This is a genomic window from Streptomyces sp. WM4235 (assembly GCF_001279725.1).
Classification (GTDB): domain Bacteria; phylum Actinomycetota; class Actinomycetes; order Streptomycetales; family Streptomycetaceae; genus Streptomyces.
Genome location: NZ_LGDE01000204.1, coordinates 1 through 24258, shown reverse-complemented (window position 1 = coordinate 24258; position 24258 = coordinate 1). Strand labels below are relative to the sequence as shown.

The window sequence follows — 24258 nt, the reverse complement described above, 5'->3', positions numbered from 1 at the left end:
CCAGGAGCAAATGTCGACTCATTCACAAGTCGTCTTACCTCCTCGGACGTGACCAGGACACTTATCGATAGGTCAGCGTGGCACCATGCCGACGGTTGGCGACTCTATGGCGTGTCACCGCCCAGCGGCAACACAATCCACCGGACCCGACGCGTTGTGTCGGCAACCGAACACCACTCTGTCAAGGGCGTACGAGCTGTCGCCGCGAAGTTTCGCAGGTGTGCGAAAGGGTTAAAGGGTTACGTTCGAGGCGAGTTGAGCGCCCTCGACGCGCGCCCCGAAAACGCGTCCGGCCGGACCTCGCGAGCAAGGTCCGGCCGGATACGTGAGATTGACGTCAGTCGTTGACGGTTCAGCCGAGCAGCGTGCTCAGCGGGAGCGTCGGGAGACCGTGGGCCTCGGCGACGGGGCCGTAAACGACCTGCCCGTCATGGGTGTTGAGGCCCAGACCGAGGGCCGCGTCGCGGCGCAGCGCCTCGGCCCAGCCGAGGTTCGCGAGCTGCACGATGTACGGCAGGGTCGCGTTCGTCAGGGCGTAGGTGGAGGTGTTCGGAACCGCGCCCGGCATGTTGGCGACGCAGTAGAAGACCGAGTTGTGGACCTGGAAGGTCGGCTCGGCGTGGGTGGTCGGACGGGAGTCCTCGAAGCAGCCGCCCTGGTCGATCGCGATGTCGACAAGGACACTTCCGGGCTTCATCTTGGCGACGAGCTCGTTGGTGACCAGCTTCGGGGCCTTCGCACCCGGGATCAGCACCGCGCCGATGACCAGGTCGGCCTCGGTGACGGCCTTCTCCAGCTCGAAGGCGTTGGAGACGATCGTCTTGATCTTCGTACCGAAGATCTTGTCGGCCTCGCGGAGCTTGTTGATGTCCTTGTCGAGCAGGGTCACGTGGAAGCCCATGCCGATGGCGATCTGAGCCGCGTTCCAGCCGGAGACGCCGCCGCCGATGACCACGCACTCGCCGGCGTGGGTGCCGGGGACGCCGCCGGGCAGGACGCCGCGGCCGCCGGCCGAGCGCATCAGGTGGTAGGCGCCGACCTGCGGGGCCAGTCGGCCCGCGACCTCGGACATCGGGGCGAGCAGCGGGAGCGCGCGGTTGGCGAGCTCGACCGTCTCGTACGCGATGGCGGTGGTGCCGGACTCCAGGAGGGCGTCCGTGCACTCGCGGGAGGCCGCCAGGTGCAGGTAGGTGAAGAGGGTCTGGTCCTTGCGGAGGCGGTGGTACTCCTCCGCGATCGGCTCCTTGACCTTCAGCAGGAGGTCCGCGGTCGCCCAGACCTCGTCGGCGGTGCCGAGGATCTCGGCGCCGGCGGAGACGTACTCCGCGTCCGTGATCGAGGAGCCGACACCGGCGTTCTGCTCGACGAAGACCTGGTGGCCGTTGCGGACCAGCTCATGCACGCCGGCGGGCGTGATGGCGACCCGGAACTCGTTGTTCTTGACCTCGCGGGGGATGCCGACCTTCATCGTCGATCACGGTCCTTGGCTCAGGGGATTTTTCGGGTCACTTCCATACATACCCGCTCACAAGAACGCGCAACGGGATGCACCACGAGATGACGTGGTGGAGCCAGTCTAATGAAGGATGAGTCGCTGTCTAGCCTTGCAAACAAATAATCTCAGTCGGAATCACTACGGATTTCGCAGGCGGCAGGGTCATCTCCCAGCAATCTGTCGGCTGCGGACCGGTGCAGCCTGGCAGCCGCGGGGTCGCCCAGCCTGTCGAGCGTGTCGGCCAGCCGCACCTGCAACGCGGCCTGAAGGCGCAGGTCCCCGGCCCTGCGCGCCAACTCGATCGCCTCGCGGCAGGTGTGCAGGGACTCCTCGGGCCGTCCGGCGTACTCCTGGATCCGGGCCATCTCGCTCAACGCCTTTGCCTGGCCCGGGACATCGGCCAGCCGGCGGTAGCCGGCGGCGGCGGCCCGCCAACTGCGCAGCGCCTCCCCGTAGCGGCCCGCGTACGTGTGCACGTTGCCGAGCCGGCCGTACAGCCTGGCCTCGTCCGCGCGCTCGCCCCGGGCGAGCGCCTGGGTCAGGGCCCGGCCGAACCAGTCGGAGGCCCGGTACCAGTCCGCCAGCTCCTGGTACGCGCCGCCTACGGATTCCATCGCGCGGCCCGTCGCGTACGGATCGTTCGCGGCCTTTCCCGCGACCAGGGCCGCCCGGTAGCGCTCCAGCGCCTCATGGGTGCGGCCCGTCTCGGCGTCCAGGTCGGCCAGGTTCAGCAGTGCGGCGGCCTGCTCCCGGTACAGGTCGCGCCGCTCGGCGACGTCCAGGACCAGGCGGTGCAGCCCGTACAGCTCGGGGGCCGCCGCCTCGGTCCCGCGGTGCTCCGCGAGGGCCCGTACGAGGGCCGAGATCAACCGGCGGGCCAGGGTGTCCAGGTCGCCGTCGGCCACCGCCAGGGCGGCCGACGCGGACAGGGCGGGCAGCCGGGTGTCCAGCCAGCCGGCGGCGGCCCGCCGGTCGGCGAAGCGGAGGGCGCGGGGCAACCCGTCCAGCCGCTCCCGCACGAGCTCCTCGTCCTCCTCGGCCATGGCCCGGCAGGAGGTGAGCAGTCGTACGGTCCGCTCCAGCATCCGAGCCCGGGCCAGCTGCACCTCGGCCGGTCGCTCCTTGGCCTCCAACAGTGCCTGGAGCAGGGGCGCGAGGCAGCCGGGCAACAGGAACAGACCGTCGGAGGCGTGCCGGACGAGACCCAGCCCGGCGAAGTCCTCCAGGGTGGACTGGGCGGCGGCCACGGAGCAGCCGGCCAGGGCGGAGGCGGTGTGCGCGTCGATGAACCCGGCGGGCGCGAGCGGAAGCAGCCGCAGGGTCCGCTGAGCGGGCTGCGGCAGCGATTCGTAGACGAGCCGGAAGGAGCGGGCCAGCGGCCCGCTGGTGCCGGGCGGCATGTCGTGGAGCTGCTTGGCCACGTCGGCCACGGCGGCCTTCGGGTGGGCGGCGAGCCAGCCGCCGACCAGGGCGAGCGCGGCGGGCTGGCCACCGCACTCCTCGGCGAGGGTCTCGGCGGCGCGCGGGTCCACGGTGATCCGGGTGTCCCCGATGCCGCGCCCGAGCATCTGGACGGCGGAGGGGGTGTCCAGGCCTCCGAGGGTGCAGGGGCGGACGTCCGGGATCCCGGTGAGCGGCCCCTCGGCGGTCACCACGACCAGGCACTCGGGGGTGTCCGGCAACAGGGCGTCGACCTGGTGCGGGTCGGCGGCGTCGTCGACGAGCAGGATGACCCGCCGCCCGGTCAGCGCGGTGCGCAGTTCGGAGCTGAGGTCGTCCTCGCCGGCCCCGGGCGGGGTGGAGTGACCGAGGCCCTCCAACAGGGTCCTGACGGCCCGTTCGGTGGCGACGGTCTCCCCGCCGGGGGTGGTGAGCCGCACCTTCACGACCCCGTCGGGGTAGTCGTCGCGCACCTCGCGGACGAAGGCCTCGGCCAGCGCCGTCCGTCCCGAACCAGGGCGGCCCGCGACGAGCAGGACCCTCGCGCGGGGCGCCTTCGCCTTGCGCCCCGAGAGGGTGTCGAGCCCGGTCCGTGCGATGTCCTCGCGCAGCTCCTTGAGCTCACGCCGCCGCCCGACGAAATCCGTCACGGGATCCGCTCCTCTCCCTGCCTTAGGGTTGCCGAGCGTAGTTCACGCAGAGCGACGACCCGTGTGGAGCGCGGCGGGCACATCGCCCGATCGGATCAGCCGATGGTCACACCAGACCCCCCAACGGCCCTCCGCCCGCCCCGGACCGGGCCGCGGCGGAGCAGGGCGGGGCGGCGCGACGACGGCCGCCGGGCGACTACGCCTCGTAGGGCCGGGCCGACCACGGTGCGTCGGCCGGGCGCAGGGCGTCCAGACCGCCCTCCGCGGCGAGGGCCGCGGCCAGGGCCAGCACACCCGCCACCAGCCCGGGGTTCCCCAGCTCGCCGGCCAGCACCCCCCGCACCAGTTCCGCCGGAGGGATCCGGGCGAACTGCATGTCCGCCTCCTCCTCCGACACCTCGAAGCGGGCGCCCTCCGCCTCCGCCAGGTCCCGCGCCAGGAACACGCGGATCGCCTCGTCCGAGCCTCCGGGCGAGGCGTAGAAGTCGACCAGCACCCGCCAGTCGTCGGCCTTGACGTGCGCCTCCTCGTACAGCTCACGCTGCGCGGCGTGCAGCGGGTTCTCCCCCGGTACGTCGAGCAGCCCCGCGGGCAGCTCCCACAGCTTCCGGCGCACCGGGTGCCGGTACTGCCGCAGCACGAGCACCTGCCCGGCCTCGTCCAGCGCCAGCACGCACACCGACCCCGGGTGCACCTGGTAGTCCCGGCGCACGGTCGCGCCGTCCGGCATCCGGACCACGTCGGAGCTCACCGCCGTCTTGGCGCCCTCGAAAGGACGCCGGGTCGAGACCGTCTCCCAGGTTTCCGAGGTGTCCTTGATCTCGATGTCGATGCCCATGCCGAATGTCCTCCACAACGCGCGACAGCCGGGGTACGGATCTCCGTACCCCGGCTGTCTACGTTATGCGGTCAGGCCCTCGGGCCCCGCAGGCTCACTTGGCGGACTGTTGGCGCTCCACCGCGGCCTTGACCAGACCCGCGAACAGCGGGTGCGGCCGGGTCGGGCGGGAACGCAGTTCCGGGTGCGCCTGGGTGGCGACCAGGTAGGGGTGCACCTCGCGCGGGTACTCGACGTACTCGACGAGCTTGTTGTCGGGGGACACGCCCGAGAAGACCAGCCCGGCCTTCTTCTCCAGCTCGCCGCGGTAGGCGTTGTTCACCTCGTAGCGGTGACGGTGGCGCTCGTCCACGTAGGCCTCGTCGCCGTAGACCTCACGGACGATGGAGCCCTCGGCGAGCTTCGCCGGGTACATGCCCAGACGCATGGTGCCGCCCAGGTCGCCCGCGCCCTCGACGAAGGCCAGCTGCTCCTCCATGGTCGAGATGACCGGGTGCGGGGTCGAGGCGTCGAACTCGGTGGAGTTGGCGTCCTCGATGCCCGCGAGGTTGCGCGCGGCCTCGATGACCACGCACTGCAGACCCAGGCACAGGCCCAGCAGCGGGATGCGGTTCTCGCGGGCGTAGGTGATCGCGCCGACCTTGCCGTTGACGCCTCGGTCCCCGAAGCCGCCGGGAACGCAGATCGCGTCCACGTCGCCGAGTACCGCCGCCGCACCGGCCGGGGTCTTGCAGTCGTCGGAGGTGACCCACTTGATCTGCACGCGCGCCTTGTTGGCGAACCCGCCGGCGCGCAGCGCCTCGGTCACCGACAGGTAGGCGTCGGGCAGGTCGATGTACTTGCCGACGAGCGCGACCTTGACCTCGTGGTCGGGGTTGTGGACGCGGTCCAGCAAGTCTTCCCAGACGCGCCAGTCCACGTCGCGGAAGGGCAGGTCGAGCTTGCGCACGACGTAGGCGTCCAGGCCCTCGGTGTGCAGCACCTTCGGGATGTCGTAGATCGACTTGGCGTCGATCGCGGCGACCACCGCGGCCTCGTCGACGTCGCACATCAGCGAGATCTTGCGCTTGATGGAGGTCGGGACCTCACGGTCGGCGCGCAGCACGATCGCGTCGGGCTGGATGCCGATGTTGCGCAGGGCCGCGACCGAGTGCTGGGTCGGCTTGGTCTTCAGCTCGCCGGAGGGGCCGATGTAGGGCAGCAGCGAGATGTGCACGACGAAGACGTTGTCGCGACCGACCTCGTGGCGGACCTGACGGACGGTCTCCAGGAACGGCAGCGACTCGATGTCGCCGACGGTGCCGCCGACCTCGGTGATGACGACGTCGACGTCCTCGGTCGCCATGCGGCGGATGCGGCTCTTGATCTCGTTGGTGATGTGCGGGATGACCTGCACGGTGTCACCGAGGTACTCGCCGCGCCGCTCCTTGGCGATGACCTGCGAGTAGACCTGGCCGGTGGTGACGTTCGCCGAGCCGTCGAGGTCGACGTCGAGGAAACGCTCGTAGTGGCCGATGTCCAGGTCGGTCTCGGCGCCGTCGTTGGTGACGAACACCTCACCGTGCTGGAAGGGGTTCATCGTGCCGGGGTCGACGTTCAGGTAGGGGTCGAGCTTCTGCATCGTGACCCGCAGGCCGCGCGCCTTCAGCAGCGCACCCAGGCTGGAGGCCGTGAGGCCCTTGCCGAGGGACGAAGCGACACCCCCGGTGACGAAGATGTGCTTGGTCGTCATGGCTGTGCTGTTTCGAAAAGCAGCGGGCGGCGTCGCCAAGAGGGGGCTCCCGTGGTCGCGAGGTGAGGTGCGTCCGGCGCCGGCCACCGTCGAACCGGAAGGTCTCAGGGGGCGCCGAAGCTGCGGTTTCGGGGCTCCTGATTCGCACAGGCAGACCACCGGTCCACGGGGTACCAGCCTATCAGCGCCCGGGCCGGTCCGCCTCCGACGACCCGGGCCGGCCCTCCCCGGTGATGCGCGCCACACCGCGCCACACCCGTGGCTACGGCATTTGCGCAGGTCACCCGTTCGGACGAGCCGCATTGTTCCGAGACTTAAGGAGATCACTAGGGTGCCGTCATATCCTGCTCGAATATCGCTGCACATCGCCGCCGAGCAGTCCGGCCTACGGTGTAACCACGCCGGTTCCGGAATCATGGACTCTACGCGGGGATCCCTACACACACGGAGACCGCGCAACCGCGCAATGCAAGCGCCCTCAGGGGCGGACGTGGCCGTTCGACTGGAGATGCAACGTGTCCGGGCGCATCGAGGATTACGCACTGATCGGGGACATGCAGACCGCTGCGTTGGTCTGCAGGGACGGAGCCGTGGACTGGTTGTGCCTGCCACGGTTCGATTCCCATGCCGTCTTCGCGAGCATTCTCGGCACCGAGGAACACGGGTTCTGGCGGGTCGGTCCCGCGGTCCCGTCCGGCACCCCGGCCCCGCGGGCCGATCGCCGGCGCTATCGCGGTGACTCCTTGGTGCTCGAAACGGAGTGGGACACCCCGAGGGGAACCGTCCGTGTCATCGACTTCATGCCTCCTCGCGAGGATCACGCACCGCAACTGATCCGCGTCGTGGAGGGCGTCAGCGGGCGCGTCCCGATGCGCTCGGCGCTGCGGATGCGTTTCAGCTACGGACGGATCGTGCCCTGGGTGCACAAGGTGGACGGCCGTACGGTGGCGGTCTCCGGCCCGGACTCGGTCTGGCTGGACACCGACGCGCAGACCTACGGCAAGGACCTGACGACGTACTCCGACTTCACCGTCGGGCCCGGCGACCGGGTGGCCTTCGCCATCAGTTGGCAGGCCTCGCACCGGGGCGCCCCCGAGGCGCCGGACGCCGAGGAGGCCCTGGGGGTCACCACCGACTTCTGGCGCGAGTGGGTCGACCAGTGCACGTACCACGGCCCCTACCGGGAAGCCGTGGTCCGCTCCCTGATCACGCTCAAGGCCCTCACGTACGGGCCCACGGGCGGCATCGTCGCCGCGCCGACCACCTCCCTGCCGGAGGAGATCGGCGGCAGCCGCAACTGGGACTACCGGTACACGTGGCTGCGCGACGCCGCCATCACCCTGTCCTCGCTCCTGCGCACCGGCTACCGCGACGAGGCCTCCGCCTGGCGGGACTGGCTGCTGCGCGCGGTGGCCGGCGACCCCGAGAACCTGCAGATCATGTACGGGATCGCGGGCGAACGGGAACTCGGCGAGACCGAACTGGACTGGCTGCCGGGCTACGAGAACTCCCAGCCGGTCCGCGTCGGCAACGGCGCCGCCCACCAGCTCCAGCTCGACGTGTACGGCGAGGTCACCGAGGCCCTCCACCTGGGCCACATGACGGGCCTGGCCCGCAACGACTACGCCTCGCTGCTCCAACTCAAGCTCATCCGCTACCTGGAGACCCACTGGAACGAGCCGGACGAGGGCATCTGGGAGGTGCGCGGCCCGCGCCGCCACTTCGTGCACTCCAAGGTGATGGCGTGGGTGGCCGTGGACCGCACGATCAAGCTGATCGAGAGCGGTGACGCGGACGGCCCGCTGGAGCGTTGGCGCGAACTGCGCGACGAGATCCACGCGGACGTGTGCGAGAAGGGCTACGACAAGGACCGCAACACCTTCACCCAGTCGTACGGGTCGAAGGAGCTGGACGCCTCGCTGCTGCTCATCCCACAGATGGGCTTCCTTCCACCGGACGACAAGCGGGTCATCGGCACCATCGAGGCGATCCAGCGCGAGCTGTCGACCCCCGACGGCTTCATCCTGCGCTACCCGACAGCCGGCGAGGAATGCGGCGTGGACGGCCTGGAGGGCGACGAGGGCGCCTTCCTCGCCTGCTCGTTCTGGATGGCGGACGACCTGGCGATGATCGGCCGGGTCGACGAGGCCCGCCGGCTCTTCGAGAAGCTGCTGTCGCTGCGCAACGACCTGGGCCTGCTCGCCGAGGAGTGGGACCCCAAGCTCCAGCGCCAGGTCGGCAACTTCCCGCAGGCCTTCAGCCACGTCCCGCTGATCGACACCGCGCTGCGCCTGACGGCGAGCGGGGCGTACGGGGGCTGACCCCGGGCCTTGTCGTCGAGGTTCCGACCGGCGCGACCTCGACGACAAGGCCTAACCTGGAGGGGTCTTGTGTGCCCCTCGCGGAAGGGGGCGGTCATGGCCCCGCTCTCGAAGGCGGGCGCGGCGTTGACCGCGCTCCGCGAAGACCTCTCCGGCGCCGTGCTCGCGCCCGACGATCCGGGCTACGACGAGGCCCGGACCGTCTTCAACGCCATGGTCGACCGACGTCCCGCCGTGATCGCCCAGTGCGAGAGCGAGTCGGACGTGGTCACGGCCGTGCGGTTCGCCCGACGGTTGGACCTGCCCATCGCGGTGCGGGGCGGCGGCCACAGCGTCGCCGGCACGGCCCTGGGGGACGGCGCGCTGGTGGTGGACCTCCGCCGGATGAACGAGGTGACGGTGCATCCGGGGGCGAAGGCCGTACGGGTGTCCGGCGGCGCCCTGATGAGCGACCTGGACCGGGCCTGCGCCCCGCACGACCTGGCCACCACCGGCGGCCGGGTCTCGACCACCGGGGTCGGCGGGTTCGTGCTCGGCGGCGGCTCGGGCTGGCTGGACCGGAAGTTCGGCCTGGCCGTCGACAACCTCCTCGGGGTGGACGTGGTCACCGCGGACGGCGAGATCGTCAACGCGACCGCCGAGGACGAACCGGAGCTGTTCTGGGCCCTGCACGGCGGCGGGGGCAACTTCGGGGTCGCCACCTCGCTGACGCTGCGGCTGCACGAACTGCCCGCCATGTCGGTCGCGATGCTCATGTACGCCCCCGAACGGGGCCCCGAGGTCACCCGCCTGTACCGGGAGATCATCGAGGCCGCGCCGCCCGAGGCGAGCGGTGGCGTGATCCACCTCACCGCGCCTCCGGAGCCCTTCGTGCCGCCGCACCTGGTCGGCACCATGCTCTGCGCGGCGCTCCTGACGTACGCCGGTTCCGAGGACGCCATGCGCGCGCTCCTGGCGCCGCTGCTGGCCGTGCCGCACGAGGTGGAGATCGTCACCGCGATCCCGTACGCGGACCTCCAGTGCATGATCGACGACCCGCCGGGGATGCGGAACTACTGGTCCGCCGAGTACCTGACGGGGCTGCCCGACGAGCTGGTCGACCTCTACTGCGCCCGCGCGGCGTCCATGCCGGTCCCGACCGGCACCCAGCACATCCTGTTCCCCCTGGGCGGGGCCATCGCGCAGGGGCCCGCGGACTTCCCCGTGCCGTACCGGGACGCCGCCTGGGCGGTGCACCCGTTCGCCGTCTGGGAGGACCCGGCGGACGACGAGCGGTGTCGGCGGTGGGTGAAGGACGTACGGGCCGACGCGCGGCCGTGGAGCACCGGGGCGGTGTACCTCAACTTCCTCGGCGACGAGGGCGAGGACCGGGTCGCGGCGGGCCTCGGCGAGGACAATCTGCGGCGCCTGGCCTCGGTGAAAAGGCGGTTCGACCCGGACAACGTCTTCCGGTTCAACCACAACATCAAGCCGGCCTGAGGCCCTGGTAGCGTCCCGCGACATGGACAACCAGGGCGGGATCACTGTTCAGCGGGCGCTGGAGCTGCCGGGACTGCGCAGCGGTCTGCCGGAGGTGATGGCCTGCGCGGATCGGCTCGGGCGGACCGTGCGCTGGGTCCACGCGGGCGAGGTCCCCAACATCGCCTCGCTCCTCAAGGGCGGCGAGCTGCTCCTGACCACCGGGCTGGGGCTGGGCACCCGGCCGGCCGAGCAGCGTGCGTTCGTGCGCCGCCTCGCGGACCGGGGCATCGCCGCGCTGGTCGTCGAACTGGGCCCGCGCTTCACGCGCCTGCCCGCCACCATCGTGGAGACGGCGCGGGCGGCCGGCCTCCCCCTCGTGCAGCTCCACCGCGAGGTGCCCTTCGTGACCGTGACGGAGGAGGTGCACACCGAGATCGTCAACGGCCACTACGCGCTGCTCCAGCGGGCCGAGGAGGTCCACCGGCGATGTACCGAGGCCCTGCTGGGCGGCGGCGGGATCCCGCAGGTGCTGAGCATCCTCGCCGACTTCACGGCGAACCCGGTCTTCCTGGAGACCCCCGACGGCCGGCTCCTCTACGCCGCCGGGCCGGTCTCCGGGGACGCCGCCGCCGACCCGCTCCAGGTGTGGGAGGGCCTGCGGGGCCAGCGCGAGGCCGAGCCGTCCGCCAACGCGGTCGTGGTCGACGTCCCCGGGGGCGGTCACGGCACGGGCTCGGTGCGGGCGCGCGTGGTCCTGCTCGGGGTCTCGGCCCCGCTGCTGCCCGTCCACCGGATGGCGGCGGAGCGGACGGCGGGCGTGCTGGCGGTGGTGTTGATGCAGGCCCGTCAGGAGGACGAGTTGTCCGCGCGGGGGCGGGGCGACTTCCTGACGGATCTCGCGGAGGGTCGCATCTCCGCCGAGGACGCCCCGGCGCAGGCGCGCGTCCTGGGTTTCAAGCCGGGCGCGGGCCCCCTCCTGCCGGTCGTGATGCGGCTGGCCACGGACCCGGGCCCGTCCGGGAACTGGGCGGTCCTCGCGCGGGCGGTGCTGGAGGAGCTGTCCTCGGTGGGCGTCCCGGTGCTGCTGGGCGTCCGCCCGGTGGAGGGCCGGGTGCCGCTGCTGGTGTCCCTGCGGGCGGAGTCGGAGCGCACGACGGTCGCCGACCGGGTCGCGGCGGCGTTGCGCGCCGGCGTGGAGCGGGCCGGTCTGGACCGGGCGGGTGCCTCGCCGGCGGTGGTCGTGGGCGTGTCGGGGAGTTGGGCGGCGGCCTCGGCCGGGCTGCGGCACGCCGCCGAGACGGCGACGGCGGCCCAGGGCCTGCCGGCCCGGCCCTGGTACGACGCCCGGCGTCTCGACATCGACCTGCTGCTGTGGCGGCTGCGCGAACACCCCGACCTCGCCGCTTTCGTGGACCGGGCGATCGGCCCGCTGCGGGTGCACGACGTGGCCTCCCGCCCCTCGCTGCTGCCGACCCTGGAGACGTACCTGGCGCACGCGGGCCGCAAGGCGGAGACGGCCCGTGAGCTGCATCTGAACCGTCAGACGCTGTACAACCGGTTGGCCCGCATCTCGGAGCTCCTGGGCACGGACCTGGACGACCCGGAGACGGTGCTCTCCCTCAGCCTCGCCCTGCGCGCCCGGCGCCACACCGCTTCCTGAGCCGGCGGGCGGCGTCCGGCATCCGCCGGACCTACCGTTCGCGCTCCATCAGCTCGTCGTACACCGACAGCACCTGGGCCACCGTGTCGTCCTCCGACGGCCACGTCGCGGCCTGCGCGCGGCCCGCCGACGCGAGCGCCGCCCGCCGGGCCGGGTCGCCGAGCAGCCCCGACACCGCGGCCGCCAGCGCCGCCGGGTCCCCGTACGGCACCAGCACCGCCGCGTCCCCGACCAGTTCCGGCACTCCCCCGACGTCCGTGGCCACCAGGGCCACGCCGGACCGCAGCGCCTCCTGGGCGAGCAGCGAGCGGCCCTCCCAGCGGCTCGGCAGGACCGCCACGTCCGCCGCGGCCAGCAGTCGGTCCGCGTCCCGGCGGCGCCCCAGCAGTCGTACGGGCAGTCCCTCCGCCTCGATCCGGCGCGACAGTTCGGCCCGCAGCGGCCCCTCCCCCGCGATCAGCAGCAGCGGTACGGGGTCCAGCTCGCGCCAGGCACGCGCGGCGTCCAGCAGCACGGAGTACCCGCGCCGGGCGACCAGGCTGCCGACCGCGATCACCAACGGCCGTTCCACCGCGCCCAGTTCGGCCCGCACCTTCTCCGGGTCGGCGGCCGGTTCGGGGATCGCGGGCAGTGGCGTCGCCATCGCCGCCAGTCGGGCGTCGCGCGCCCCGCGCGAGCGCGCCCGGTCCACCTGGTCCGAGGAGGCGCCCAGGACCACCGCGGCCGCCCGGGCCACTCGGCGTTCCAGCAACCGCCCCATCCGCCCCAGCGCGCCCGGCGCCTCGGGGGCGCCGCCGTGCCAGGTCACCACGAGCGGGGCCCGGTGGCGGCCGCCGCGCAGGGCCAGCGCGGCCCGCAGCCCGGCCCGTACCCCGTGCGCGTGGACCAGGTCGGCTCCGGCGCAGGCGGCGCGCAGGGCGCTCACCGCGTCGGGCGTGAACTCGGCGCCGGCGCCGGTGAAGTCGTACTCGCCCTCCGCCGCGACGGGGGCGCACACGGTGACCCGTACGCCGCGCGCCGCGAGCCCCGTGGTCAGGGAGCGGACGTGCGCGCCGCTGCCCGCGCCGGCGCCGCCCAGCACCTGGACGGTGCGCAGGGGCGGCCGGCCGTAGGGCTGGGCGGGAGGGGGGACCGGGACCGGGGAGCTGCTCACGGGCCGAAGCTCCAGGGTGAGGGAGTCAGAGACGTCGCCCAGGATGCCAGTCCGCACGCGCGTTCCGGGACCATACGGGTGCGGATCCCCGAGGAGATACCGCCAGACGCCCCCCAGCCTCACCCACACGGGCTACCCGCCGCCACCCGGACGGCGAAATCTCCCGATGCCGAACGTGTCCGGGGCCCGGGACGCGTCGCGTCCCGGGCCCCGCCCGACAAGATCCGAAAGAGCTGAAAGAGCTGAAAGAGCTAGGCGTCCGCGCGCGCCGTCGCGAGGAGTTCCTCGGCGTGCGCGCGCGCCGTCTCGGAGTCCTCCTGGCCCGCCAGCATCCGCGACAGCTCGCGGATCCGGTCCTCGCCCTCCAGGACGGTGACGCCGCTGCGCGTCACCGATCCGTCGACGGTCTTCTCCACCAGCAGTTGCCGGTCGGCGAAGGCGGCCACCTGCGGGAGGTGCGTGACGACGACGACCTGCGCCGACTTGGCAAGTTTGGCGAGCCGCCGGCCGACCTCGACGGCCGCCTTGCCGCCGACGCCCGCGTCGACCTCGTCGAAGAGGTAGGTGGGCACCGGGTCGGAACCGGCGAACACGACCTCCACCGCCAGCATGACGCGTGACAGCTCGCCGCCCGAGGCGCCCTTGGCGATGGGGCGCGGCTGGGCGCCGGGGTGCGGGGCAAGCAGTAGTTCGACCTCGTCCGCGCCGGAGGGCCCGTAGGCCACGGTCCGGCCGCCGACCTCGACGCCTTCGGGGTCCTCGATCTGGCGGATGTCGAAGGTGACCCGTGCGTGGGGCATCGCCAGCGAGGCGAGTTCGGCGGTGACGGCGGACGCGAACCGGGCGGCGGAGTCCATCCGGGCGTCGGTCAACGCCTGGGCCAGTTGGGACAGTTCGACCCGCAGGCCGTCCCGTTCCGCGGTCAGTTCCGCGATGTGTTCGTCGTCGCCGTCCAGTTCCAGGAGCCGCTCGGAGCCCTGTTCGGCCCACTCCAGCACGGAGTCGATGGAGTCCCCGTACTTGCGGGTCAGCTGGGTCAGGGCGGCCCGGCGCTCCTCCACGGCGGCCAGCCGCAGCGGATCGGCGTCCAGGTCGTCGGCGTAGCCGGCGAGTTCCCCGGCCACGTCGGCCAGCAGGATGCCCAGTTCCCCGATCCGCTCGGCGAGCGTGCCGAGGGCCGGGTCGTGGGACCGTACGGACTCCAGTGCGCGGTGGGCGCCCGCGACGAGGGTGTTCGCGTCGATGCCCTCGGGGTCCTCGGGGTTGCCCGCGAGGGCCGCGTGCGCGGCCTGCGCGGCCGAGGCGAGCGATTCCGCGTGGCCGAGGCGCTCGGCCTCCGCGGACAGTTCGACGTCCTCGCCGGGCAGGGGTTCCACGGCCGCGATCTCGTCGAGGCCGAAGCGCAGCAGGTCCGCCTCCTGGGCCCGCTCCCGGGCCCGGGTGACGAGGGTGTCCAGTTCGACGGCGACGGCGCGCAGGCGCCGGTAGGCACCGGTGTACTTCTCCAGCGGGACGGCCACGGAGCCCCCGGCGTACCGGTCGAGGGCCTGGCGCTGCCGGGCGGGCCGCAGCAGGCCCTGCTGGTCGGTCTGGCCGTGTACGGCGACGAGGTCGTCGGCGAGTTCGGCGAGCAGGCCCACGGGCACGGACCGGCCGCCGACGTGGGCGCGCGAGCGCCCCTCGGCGGACACGGTGCGGCTGATCAGCAGGGCGCCGTCGTCGAGCTCGGCGCCGGCCTCCTCGGCCCGCAGTGCGGCGGGGGCTCCGGGGCGCAGCACGATGCGCCCCTCGACCACCGCTGCCTTGGCACCGATCCGGACGAGGGCCGGGTCGGCGCGGCCTCCGAGCAGCAGGCCGAGGCTCGTGACGACCATCGTCTTGCCCGCGCCGGTCTCGCCGGTCACCGCGGTGAAACCGGGCGACAGCTCGACCACCGCGTCGTCGATGACCCCGAGCGACCGTATCCGCATCTCCTCAAGCACGGGACGACCATACCGAGGTTTGACGGGTGCCATGCGACGTCACCCTCGCCGAGTTCTCCGAACGCACGTGCTATTGGCGTGCTTCGTGCGGGGCTCCGCGCCACCCCGACACGGGCAGCGCGAACTTGGCGACGAGGCGGTCGGTGAAGGAGGCGTGGTGCAGTCGGGCGAGGCGCACGGGCACCGTGCCCCGCCGGACCTCGACCCTGGCGCCGGCCGGCAGTTCCAGGGTGCGGCGGCCGTCACACCACAGCACGCCGTGCGGGGTCCCGGGCTGCACCTCCACGGCCAGCACCGAGTCCGGCGAGGTCACCAGCGGCTTCGCGAACAGCGCGTGCGCGCTGATCGGCACCATCAGGAGCGCCTCCACCTCGGGCCAGACCACGGGTCCGCCCGCCGAGAAGGCGTACGCCGTCGAACCCGTCGGCGTCGCGCACACGATCCCGTCGCAACCGAAGCCGGTCACCGGACGCCCGTCGATCTCCAGGACCACCTCCAGCATCCGCTCCGGGGACACCTTCTGGACCGCGGCCTCGTTCAGCGCCCAGTCCCGGTGGAGCACGTCGCCGTTGGTGCGCACGACCACGTCGATGGTCATGCGTTCCTCGACCTCGTAGGCGCGCGTCACGACGCGTTCCACCACCTGGTCGAGGTCGTCCCGCTCGGCTTCGGCGAGGAACCCGACCCGGCCCAGGTTGACGCCGAGCATCGGCACCCCGGAGCCGCGCGCGAACTCGGCCCCGCGCAGCAGGGTCCCGTCCCCGCCCAGCACGATCAGCAGCTCGCACCCGTCGAGCACCTTCGGGGTGCACTCCGCGACCAGCTCGACCTCGGGCGGCAGCGGCAGGTCCACCGCCTCGTCCGCGAGGACCCGTACGCCCAGTCCGGACTTCAACAGTCCCTGGACGACCAACTCGGCGCTGCGGATGGCCGCCGGCCGTCCGGTGTGGGCGAGGAGGAAGACGGTGCGTTCCCCCGCGCCTCCCGCCGTCGAACCCGTGTATGCGCCTGTGTCTGCTGTATCGGTCACTGAGGCCCCTCCGCCACTGCACGGTCCACGTCCCCCGGGTCGAGTGCCGGTGCCCCCGCCCGCAGCCACAGAAAGTACTCGACGTTGCCCGACGGCCCGGGCAGCGGGCTCGCGGTCACCCCGAGCACCCCCAGCCCCAGCTTCCAGGCCCGCGCCGCGACTTCCCGTACGGCTTCCGCGCGCAGCTCGGGGCTGCGCACGACTCCTCCGCTGCCGAGGCGGTCCTTGCCGACCTCGAACTGCGGCTTCACCATCAGCACCAGATCCGCGTCCGGCGCGCAGCACCGGACGAGCGCCGGCAGCACCAGACCGATCGAGATGAACGACAGGTCGCCGACGACCAGGTCCGCCGGAACGCCGTCGATGAGTTCGACGGTCAGTTCGCGGACGTTCGTGCGGTCCTTGACCGTGACCCGCTCGTCGCTCTGCAGCGACCAGGCGAGCTGCCCGTAGCCGACGTCCACCGCGACGACGTGATCGACGCCCGCGCGCAGCAGCACGTCGGTGAACCCGCCGGTCGAGGCGCCCGCGTCGAGCGCCCGCCGGCCCTCGACGACCAGCCCCCGCGGCCCGAAGGCGGCGAGTGCGCCCGCCAGTTTGTGGCCGCCCCGGGAGACGTAGTCGGGGTCGCTGTCGTCCTTGAGGACGACGAGGGCCGCGCTGGTCTCGACCTGGGTGGCCGCCTTGGTGGCGGTGGTGCCGCCGACGGTCACCCGGCCCGCGGCGATCAGCTGGGCCGCGTGCTCGCGCGAGCGGGCCATGCTGCGGCGTACCAGTTCGGCGTCCAGGCGGCGGCGTGCCACTCCTGCCACGTTCGGTTCAGCTCCTGTTTTCGTACGGTCCGGGGACGGGCGGTGCGTCCAGCGCGGTCAGCGTTTCGCGCAGCCCCCTGTGCACATCCTCGTACACCTCGGCGTGCCCGTCCGCCGTGAGGTGGTCCGCGTCCGCCAGCCGCTCCAGGAGCGCGTCGACCCCGGCGTGCCCGGTGGGCGTCCGCACGACGCCCAGCGGCGCGGGTCCGGTGGGCTCGCCGGTGGCCCGCCCGGACGCGTCGGGGGCTGCCGGGACTCTCTCGGACACTTCGTCGGTCATGCCCCGACGCTACCTCGTAGCGCGCCGCGACCACGTACGGCTCTGCGGTACCGTCGTGATCACGATGGCTACGATTCAGGAGTGCCGCGAAGCACTCGACCGACTCTCGGACAACCTGGCCCGGGCCGACGGTGACGTGCGCGGTGCGGCCGCCTTCGACCGTTCCTTGAGCTGCCACATCACCGACCTCGACCAGACCTTCACGGGGCGGCTCGACAACGGCCGGATCCGGGTCGACGCGGTCGCCCCGGGGGCGCCCCGCACCAAGGCCGAGATCCGGTTGGCGATGTCCGGCGACGACCTGCTCGCCCTGGTCGCGGGGGAGCTGAAGTTCGCCAAGGCCTGGGCCTCGGGCAGGGTCAGGCTGGAGGCCGGTTTCCGCGACCTGCTCCGCCTCAAGAGCCTGCTGTAGACCCAGGGGCTGTAGACCCGAGCCCCGGGCGCCGCGGCGCCCGAGGCTGTGGGGCCCCTCAGACGGAGACCTTCGCGCGGGCCTCCCGACCCGCCGGGATCACCAGCGGCGTCCCCGTCTGCGGGTCGTCGATGATCTGGCAGCGCAGCCCGAACACCTTCTCCACCAGCTCCGCGGTCACCACCTCGGACGGCGGCCCCTCGGCCACCACCACGCCCCCGCGCAGCGCGATCAGGTGCGTGGCGTAGCGGGCCGCGTGGTTGAGGTCGTGCAGCACCGCCACCAGGGTCCGGCCCTGGTTCTCGTGTAGTTCGGCGCACAGGTCGAGGACGTCCAGTTGGTGCTGGATGTCCAGGTACGTCGTCGGTTCGTCGAGGAGCAGCAGCGGGGTCTGCTGGGCCAGCGCCATCGCGATCCACACGCGCTGACGCTGTCCGCCCGACAGTTCGTCCACGGCCCGGTCCGCGAGCTCGGCGACCCCGGTGGACGCCATGGACTCGTTGACGATCCGTTCGTCCTCGGGCGACCACTGGCGCAGCAGTCCCTGGTGCGGGTACCGGCCGCGGGAGACCAGGTCGCCGACGGTGATGCCGTCCGGGGCGATCGAGGACTGCGGGAGCAGGCCGAGGGTCTTGGCCACCTTCTTCGCCGGCATCGACCCGATGGCGTGGCCGTCGAGCAGCACCCGCCCCGCGGACGGCTTGAGCATCCGCGACAGCGCGCGCAGCAGCGTGGACTTGCCACAGGCGTTGGGTCCGACGATCACCGTGAAGGAATGGTCGGGTATCTCCACCGACAGGTTCTCGGCGATGACCCGCTGGTCGTAGCCGAGGGTCACGTTCTCCGCGGTCAGCCGCTGCACTTGGGTCCTCCTGGAGGTCTTCATATACGTCCCGCCTTGCGCTCGGTGACGAGCAGCCAGAGCAGATAGACACCGCCGACCAGCCCGGTCACCACACCCACCGGCAGCTGGTCGGCCCCGAAGGCCCGCTGTGAGGCCCAGTCGGACACCAGCAGCAGGACGGCGCCCATCAACGCGCCGGTGAGCAGGTTCGAGCCGGGCGAGCGGGTGAGCCGCCGGGCCAGCTGGGGCGCGGCCAGCGCGACGAAGGTGATCGGTCCGGCGGCCGCGGCGGCCGCGGTGGTCAGGACGATCGCGGCGAGCATCAGCAACAGCCGGGTCCGCTCGACCCGCACGCCCAGGGCGTACGCGGCGTCGTCCCCCATCTCCATCATCCGCAGGGCCCTGCCCTGCCCGAGGATCACGGGGAAGAGCACCGCGCAGGTCACGAGCAGCGGCCACACCTGCGCCCAGTCCCGGCCGGCCAGCGAACCGGTCAGCCAGACCATGGCGCGGGTGGCCTCGGTCAGTTGCGCCTTGGTGATCAGGTACTGGATGAGGGCGACGAGCATCGCGGACGCACCGATGCCGACGAGCACCAGGCGGTACCCGTGGATGCCCTTCTTGTACGCGAGCAGGTACACGGCGATCCCGGCCAGCACGCCGCCGACGACGGCGCCCATCGCCACCTCGGTCGCGCCGCCCTTGAACACGATGATCACGGTGAGCGCGCCGACCGCCGACCCGTACCCGAAACCGAGCAGGTCCGGGGAACCGAGCGGGTTGCGCGACACCGACTGGAAGACGGCGCCGGCCATTCCGAGGGCCGCGCCGACGAGCACCGCGACGAGCACGCGCGGCAGTCGAAGGTCGTTGACGATGAAGTCGTTGGCGGGGGTGCCGTTGCCCAGCAGCGTCTGCACGACGTCCCACGGGGCGATGTCGAAGTCGCCGGTGCCGATCAGCAGGACGACGAGCAGCAGCGCCACGACGCCCAGCAGCACTCCGGCGAGCAGCGCGCGGGGTTCCGCGCGCAGCGAGGTGCCTCGGGGGCCGCGCAGGGCGCGCGAGCGGAGCGGGGCGGCCTTCACCGGCTTCGTGGTCCGTACGGGGCTTTCGCCGTCCGCCGTCTCCCCGGTCTTCGCGGTCAGGGTCACAGCTGGGCCATCCTCTTGCGCCGAACCAGGTAGATGAAGACGGGGCCGCCGATGAGCGCGGTGACGATGCCGACCTGGAGTTCGGCGGGTCGGGTGACGACCCGGCCGACCACGTCGGCGCCGAGCAGCAGCACGGGTGACAGGACCGCCGAGTACGCGAGCACCCAGCGCATGTCGGGGCCGGTGATCATCCGTACGAGGTGCGGGATCATCAGCCCGATGAAGACGATCGGCCCGCAGGCGGCGGTCGCGGCCCCGCACAGCAGGGTGATGGCGAGCATGGCGCCGATCCGGGTCCGCGTCAGGTTGGCCCCGAGCGCCCGCGCGGTGTCGTCGCCCATCGCCATCGCGTTGAGCGGCCGGCCCAGCGAGAGCGCCAGCACGGCGCCGATCAGCAGGAAGGGGGCGACCTGCCGGACGGTGTCCATGTTGGCCGAGGACAGCGAACCCACCGTCCAGAAGCGCAGCTTGTCCAGTGCCTTGCTGTCCATCAGCTGGACCGCGTTGATGTAGCCGACCAGGGCCGCGCTGGCCGCCGTCCCCGCGAGCGCGAGCCGTACCGGGGTCGCGCTGCGGCTGCCGCCGAGCACGTACACGACGACCGAGACGACCGCGGCGCCCAGGAACGCCCACCAGACGAACTCGCTCAGCGAGGAGGCGCCGAGGAAGCTGATCGCCGACACGACGGCGGCCGCGGCGCCCGCGTTGACGCCGAGGATGCCGGGCTCGGCCAGCGGATTGCGGGTGAGTGCCTGCATCACCGCCCCGGACAGGCCGAGGCCGAGACCGACCAGCACGCCGAGGAGGGTGCGCGGGACCCGCAGGTCCCGCACCACCACGTCGTTCGCGGTCCCCGCGTAGTGGAACAGGCCGTGCCAGACCTGGTCCAGGGCCATCGGCTTGGCGCCCACGGCGATGCTCGCGACCGCGATCACGGCCAGCGCCGCGAAGGCGACCAGCAGACCGACGGCGCGAGCGCCATGGCGCTCGCGGGTGGCGGCGACGGGCGCCGCGCTCTGTTCGGGGGGACTCTCGACCAACACGCAGGTTAGGTTAGCCTACCCTCCCAGTTGTTCGGATCGACCGAACGTCCCTTCGCCCGCCGCACGCCCTGCGCCGGAGGGTCTAAAGCCCCAGCCTGGCCAGCGCCTTGTCCGCGTCGAGGTCGCAGGACCCGTCCCCCGCCCGCGTCCAGGCCGCCGCGCACAGCGCCCGCAGGCCGTCGATGGCGTCGAGCCGATCGCCCCCCTCGCCGCGCAGTTCCAGGACGTCGCCCGACACGAGCGCCGTCCAGCCGCCGCAGCGGAACCCGTCCTCGGCCCGCTCGACCTCAGGCTGCCCCGTCAACAGTCCGCGCAGGTCCCGGTCCACGTACGTCGGCCGGTACTTCGGCTCGGCGCGCAGCAACTGTGCGGCGTCCGTCACCCCGGTCAGGACCAGCAGCGAGTCCACCTCCCCGTTGTAGGCGCCCTCGATGTCGGTGTCCAACCGGTCGCCGACCACCAGCGGCCGCTTCGCGCCCGTCCGCAGTACCGTCTCCCGGTGCATCGGGGGCAGCGGCTTGCCGGCGACCTGCGGCTCCGCGCCCGTGGCGATCCGTACGACCTCCACCGCGGCGCCGTTGCCCGGCGCGATCCCGCGCGCGCTCGGAATCGTCAGGTCGGTGTTCGACACGTACCAGGGCACCCCGCGGTTGATCGCGTACGAGGCCTCGGCGAACCGCTCCCACCGCAGGTCCGGTCCCCCGTACCCCTGGACGACCGCCGCCAGCCCCTCCTCGTCGGCGGATTCCACGGGCACCAGCCCGCGTTCGCCCAACGCGACCCGCAGCCCCTCCCCGCCGATCACCAGCACCTTCGACCCGGGCTCCACCTGCTCGGCGATCAGCCGGGCCACCGCCTGCGCGGAGGTGATCACCTCGTCCGCCTCGGTGGGGATGCCCAACTCGCCGAGGTGCTCGGCGACCGCGTCCGGGGTGCGCAGCGCGTTGTTCGTCACGTACGCGAGGTGCATCCCGCCGGCCCGCGCGGAGGCCAGCGAATCCACCGCGTGCGCGATGGCCCGGCCGCCCGCGTAGACCACGCCGTCCAGGTCCAACAGGGCCGTGTCGTAGGCCTGGTGGAGACTGCGTTCACTGCCCTCGGGGCGGGTCCTGCTCTGCCGGCTCATCGTGTCCGCTCCTCATCCGAAAACCTCATGCGAACGCTCTTCGATCGGCGCTGTCCGCGTTCCGCGCCTGCCTGCCGCTCCCCCGATCATCCCGCATCGCGAGACGCGTCCTACCATGCATCAATGACCACTTCAGACAACGCGGAGCACGGACTGCGGCTGACCCCCTTCAACGGGCTGCGCTACGTCCCGGAGCGTGTGGGCAGTCTCGCCGCCGTCACCTCACCGCCGTACGACGTGGTCGTGCGCCCCGACGGAGTCGACTATCTCGAATCCGCCGAGCCCCACAACATCGTCCGCCTGATCCTGCCCCAGGCCGAGACGCCCGCCGCCCGCAACGAGCAGGCCGCGAGAACCCTCCGCGAGTGGCTCGCCGAAGGCGTCCTCAGCGCGGATCCCACGCCCGCGCTGTACGTGTACGAACAGCGCAAGGCGGGCCTCCTCCAGCGCGGGATCATCGGCGCCCTCGCCCTGTCCGCCCCCGACGCCGGCATCGTCCTGCCCCACGAGGACGTGATGCCGCACGTGGTCACCGATCGGGCCGGTCTGATGCGCGCCGCGTCCGCGAACCTCGAACCCCTGCTCCTGACCTACCGCGGCGACGACCCCGCGGCGGGAGCCTCGGCGGTCGTCGAACGGACCGTCCGCGGCACGCCGCTGTTCTCCACCACCACCGAGGACGGTTTCCAGCACCGCCTGTGGGCCATCACCGACCCCGTCGACCTGGACGCCGTCACCGCGGACCTCGGCCACCGGCAGGCGCTGATCGCGGACGGCCACCACCGTTGGGCGACGTACCTGCGCCTCCAGGAGGAGCACGACTCCCCCAGCCCCTGGGACTTCGGGCTGGTCCTCCTCGTGGACACCGCCCGCTATCCGCTCCAGGTCCGCGCCATCCACCGCATGCTGCGCCGCCTCCCGCCGGCCGAGGCCCTGGCCGCGATCGAGGGGCACTTCCGCGTGCGGGCCGTGGACGGCCCGCTCCCGCTGGCCCTGGAGGCCCTCACCGACGCGGCCGAACGCGGCAACGCCTTCCTGCTCACCGGGGACGGCAGGTTCCACCTGGTCACCGACCCCGACCCGGCCCTGATCGAGCGCACCGTCCGCCGCGACCGGCCCGAGGCCTGGCGCCGACTGGACGCGACCGTGCTGCACGCCGCCCTGCTCGACACCCTCTGGCAGGTCCCCGACGAGCCGGAGCACATCACGTACATCCACGACACCGCCGCGACGGTGGAGATGGCCGAGCGGCATGGCGGCACCGCCGTCCTGCTGCATCCCGTACGCGAGGAAGTGGTCCGGGACCTGGCCCGCCAGGGCGTCACCATGCCCCGCAAGTCGACCTCGTTCGGTCCGAAGCCGGCCACCGGGCTCGTCCTGCGCAGCCTGGTCTGACGTTCTCCCGGGGGCGCCCGGACATGCGAAAGGGCGGTACCCCACCGGGGGTACCGCCCTTTCACGTCAGATCACGCCGACGAAGACCGGTCAGGCCTTGTCGCGGTCCTCGCGCTCGTCGCGCTCGTCACGCGGCTCGTCGTCCTCGATGACGACGATCTCGTCGGTGACGTCGACGTCGGAGTCGGAGTCCGGGACGGGCTCGTACTCGTCGTCGTCCTCGTCGTAGTACTCGGCCTGGTCGGACGCGCGCTCGGCGGCGGCCACCTCGGCGTCGTCCTGGTCGTCGTCCTCGTCGATCTCGTCGGGCTCGTCGTCGAGGTCCGCGTCGTCCATCGCCGCGGCGTCGACGAACTCGACCCCGTCCAGCTCGGCGAGTCGGTCCGAGGCGTCCGTCGCCCCGTCCTTGTCGGCCTCGATGGTCTTGGCGAACCACTCGCGGGCCTCGTCCTCACGACCGGCGGCCAGCAGCGCGTCGGCGTAGGCGTACCGCAGACGCGCGGTCCACGGCTGCACGGAGTGGGAGGCGAGCTCCGGGCTCTGCAGGGTCACGATGGCGGCGTCGAGCTCGCCCATGTCCCGACGGGCACCGGCGGCGACCAGACGCATCTCGACCTGGCCGGCCTTGTCCAGCTTCTGCACCTCGGGCTCGCCGGCCATGGCCAGCGCCCGCTCGGGACGGCCGAGGCCGCGCTCGCAGTCGGCCATGACGGGCCACAGCTCGACGGAGCCGGTCATGCGCTTGGCTGCACGGAACTCCGCGAGCGCCTCGCTGTACTTCTGCGTCGCGTACGCGGCGAAGCCGGCGGCCTCGCGGACGGCGGCGACACGGGAGGCCAGACGCAGGGCGATGCGGGCGTACGCGTACGACTGCTCGGGGTCCTCGTCGATCAGTCGGGCCACCATCACGAGGTTCCGGGAGACTTCCTCCGCCAGGCCCTTGGGCAGGCTCAGGAGTTCCTGACGCACGTCGGCGTCGATCTCGTGACCGGTGATGTCCTCGTCGATCGGAAGCCGCTTGACCGGGTCCCGGTCGCGGTCCGCGCGGAAGTCACGGTCGCCACCACGGTCATCGCGACCGCCGCGGTAACCACCACGATCGCCACCGCGGTCATCGCGGCGGGGGTAGCTGGGGCGGTCCCCGCCACGGTCGTCACGGCGCTGGAAGCCGCCGCCACCACCGGTGGGACGACCACCGCGGTCATCGTCACGACGCGGGTAGCTCGGACGGTCCCCACCACGGTCGTCACGACCGCCGCGGTAACCACCACGGTCGTCATCACGACGCGGGTAGCTCGGACGGTCCCCGCCACGGTCATCGCGACGCTGGAAGCCACCGCGGTCGTCATCGCGGCGCGGGTAGCTGGGGCGGTCGCCGCCACGGTCGTCACGGCGCTGGAAGCCACCGCCGCTGGGACGGTCACCCCGGT

The 24258-nt window shown here is 72.4% G+C and carries 20 protein-coding genes; 6 read left to right on the top strand and 14 right to left on the bottom strand.

Features of this window, described 5'->3' with window-relative positions; all coding sequences use genetic code 11:
- Positions 1 to 352: 352 nt before the first annotated feature.
- The 4 genes from ald to ADK55_RS15755 all read right to left on the bottom strand — a co-directional run bounded on the left by ald (position 353) and on the right by ADK55_RS15755 (position 6155).
- Positions 353 to 1468, bottom strand: coding sequence for an alanine dehydrogenase (ald, locus tag ADK55_RS15770; protein WP_053679185.1), 1116 nt, complete (start codon positions 1466 to 1468; stop codon positions 353 to 355).
- Positions 1469 to 1620: 152 nt separating this feature from the next.
- Entirely contained in the window at positions 1621 to 3585 is a 1965-nt protein-coding gene (locus tag ADK55_RS15765) for a tetratricopeptide repeat protein (protein ID WP_053679184.1), read from the bottom strand.
- 196 nt (positions 3586 to 3781) lie between these two features.
- Entirely contained in the window at positions 3782 to 4411 is a 630-nt protein-coding gene (locus tag ADK55_RS15760; RefSeq protein ID WP_053679324.1) for an NUDIX domain-containing protein, read from the bottom strand.
- Positions 4412 to 4517: 106 nt separating this feature from the next.
- Positions 4518 to 6155 (bottom strand): CTP synthase, encoded by a 1638-nt coding sequence (locus ADK55_RS15755; RefSeq protein ID WP_053679180.1) that lies wholly within the window; start codon positions 6153 to 6155, stop codon positions 4518 to 4520.
- A gap of 515 nt (positions 6156 to 6670) precedes the next feature.
- Here ADK55_RS15755 and ADK55_RS15750 point away from each other — a divergent pair.
- From ADK55_RS15750 to ADK55_RS15740, 3 genes are all read left to right on the top strand, one after another.
- Positions 6671 to 8476, top strand: coding sequence for a glycoside hydrolase family 15 protein (locus ADK55_RS15750; RefSeq protein ID WP_053679179.1), 1806 nt, complete (start codon positions 6671 to 6673; stop codon positions 8474 to 8476).
- Positions 8477 to 8572: 96 nt separating this feature from the next.
- Positions 8573 to 9955: an FAD-binding oxidoreductase gene (locus ADK55_RS15745; RefSeq protein ID WP_053679177.1), complete on the top strand. Its 1383-nt coding sequence runs from the start codon at positions 8573 to 8575 to the stop codon at positions 9953 to 9955.
- A 22-nt stretch (positions 9956 to 9977) separates the two neighbouring features.
- Positions 9978 to 11597, top strand: a complete 1620-nt coding sequence (locus ADK55_RS15740; protein WP_053679175.1) for a PucR family transcriptional regulator — start codon at positions 9978 to 9980, stop codon at positions 11595 to 11597.
- Between the two features lie 31 nt (positions 11598 to 11628).
- On the opposite strand, the gene ADK55_RS15735 is transcribed toward ADK55_RS15740, so the two are convergent.
- The 5 genes from ADK55_RS15735 to ADK55_RS15715 all read right to left on the bottom strand — a co-directional run bounded on the left by ADK55_RS15735 (position 11629) and on the right by ADK55_RS15715 (position 16854).
- A complete protein-coding gene (locus tag ADK55_RS15735) occupies positions 11629 to 12750 on the bottom strand; it encodes a glycosyltransferase family 4 protein (RefSeq protein WP_053679322.1) in 1122 nt (373 codons plus the stop codon).
- A gap of 251 nt (positions 12751 to 13001) precedes the next feature.
- Positions 13002 to 14720, bottom strand: a complete 1719-nt coding sequence (recN, locus tag ADK55_RS15730; protein ID WP_053679173.1) for a DNA repair protein RecN — start codon at positions 14718 to 14720, stop codon at positions 13002 to 13004.
- A gap of 82 nt (positions 14721 to 14802) precedes the next feature.
- Complete coding sequence (locus tag ADK55_RS15725; protein WP_053679172.1) at positions 14803 to 15762, bottom strand: NAD kinase; 960 nt, start codon at positions 15760 to 15762, stop codon at positions 14803 to 14805.
- Entirely contained in the window at positions 15759 to 16574 is an 816-nt protein-coding gene (locus ADK55_RS15720) for a TlyA family RNA methyltransferase (protein ID WP_053679170.1), read from the bottom strand. Before ADK55_RS15720 ends, ADK55_RS15725 begins: the two co-directional genes overlap by 4 nt.
- A gap of 7 nt (positions 16575 to 16581) precedes the next feature.
- Positions 16582 to 16854 carry a hypothetical protein gene (locus tag ADK55_RS15715; RefSeq protein ID WP_420713632.1) on the bottom strand — a complete coding sequence of 91 codons (273 nt, stop codon included), beginning with the start codon at positions 16852 to 16854 and terminating at the stop codon, positions 16582 to 16584.
- A gap of 64 nt (positions 16855 to 16918) precedes the next feature.
- On the opposite strand from ADK55_RS15715, the gene ADK55_RS15710 reads away from it, so the two are divergent.
- Positions 16919 to 17266, top strand: a complete 348-nt coding sequence (locus tag ADK55_RS15710) for an SCP2 sterol-binding domain-containing protein (protein WP_053679318.1) — start codon at positions 16919 to 16921, stop codon at positions 17264 to 17266.
- A 58-nt stretch (positions 17267 to 17324) separates the two neighbouring features.
- On the opposite strand, the gene ADK55_RS15705 is transcribed toward ADK55_RS15710, so the two are convergent.
- The 4 genes from ADK55_RS15705 to ADK55_RS15690 form a co-directional block, all read right to left on the bottom strand.
- Positions 17325 to 18152: an ABC transporter ATP-binding protein gene (locus tag ADK55_RS15705; RefSeq protein ID WP_107089202.1), complete on the bottom strand. Its 828-nt coding sequence runs from the start codon at positions 18150 to 18152 to the stop codon at positions 17325 to 17327.
- Positions 18149 to 19198, bottom strand: coding sequence for a FecCD family ABC transporter permease (locus ADK55_RS15700; RefSeq protein ID WP_053679316.1), 1050 nt, complete (start codon positions 19196 to 19198; stop codon positions 18149 to 18151). The genes ADK55_RS15705 and ADK55_RS15700 overlap by 4 nt, the downstream gene beginning before the upstream one ends.
- Before the next feature lie 62 nt (positions 19199 to 19260).
- The gene (locus ADK55_RS15695; protein WP_199826534.1) at positions 19261 to 20307 is read right to left on the bottom strand and encodes a FecCD family ABC transporter permease; all 1047 of its coding nucleotides are present in this window, start codon (positions 20305 to 20307) and stop codon (positions 19261 to 19263) included.
- Positions 20308 to 20389: 82 nt separating this feature from the next.
- A complete protein-coding gene (locus tag ADK55_RS15690) occupies positions 20390 to 21433 on the bottom strand; it encodes an HAD hydrolase-like protein (protein WP_053679164.1) in 1044 nt (347 codons plus the stop codon).
- 123 nt (positions 21434 to 21556) lie between these two features.
- On the opposite strand from ADK55_RS15690, the gene ADK55_RS15685 reads away from it, so the two are divergent.
- A complete protein-coding gene (locus ADK55_RS15685) occupies positions 21557 to 22828 on the top strand; it encodes a DUF1015 family protein (RefSeq protein ID WP_053679162.1) in 1272 nt (423 codons plus the stop codon).
- Between the two features lie 90 nt (positions 22829 to 22918).
- On the opposite strand, the gene ADK55_RS15680 is transcribed toward ADK55_RS15685, so the two are convergent.
- Complete coding sequence (locus ADK55_RS15680; RefSeq protein WP_053679160.1) at positions 22919 to 23797, bottom strand: tetratricopeptide repeat protein; 879 nt, start codon at positions 23795 to 23797, stop codon at positions 22919 to 22921.
- 15 nt (positions 23798 to 23812) lie between these two features.
- Here ADK55_RS15680 and ADK55_RS39215 point away from each other — a divergent pair.
- Positions 23813 to 24258 (top strand): hypothetical protein (locus ADK55_RS39215; protein WP_420713631.1); only part of this gene is annotated, 446 nt, incomplete at its 3' end.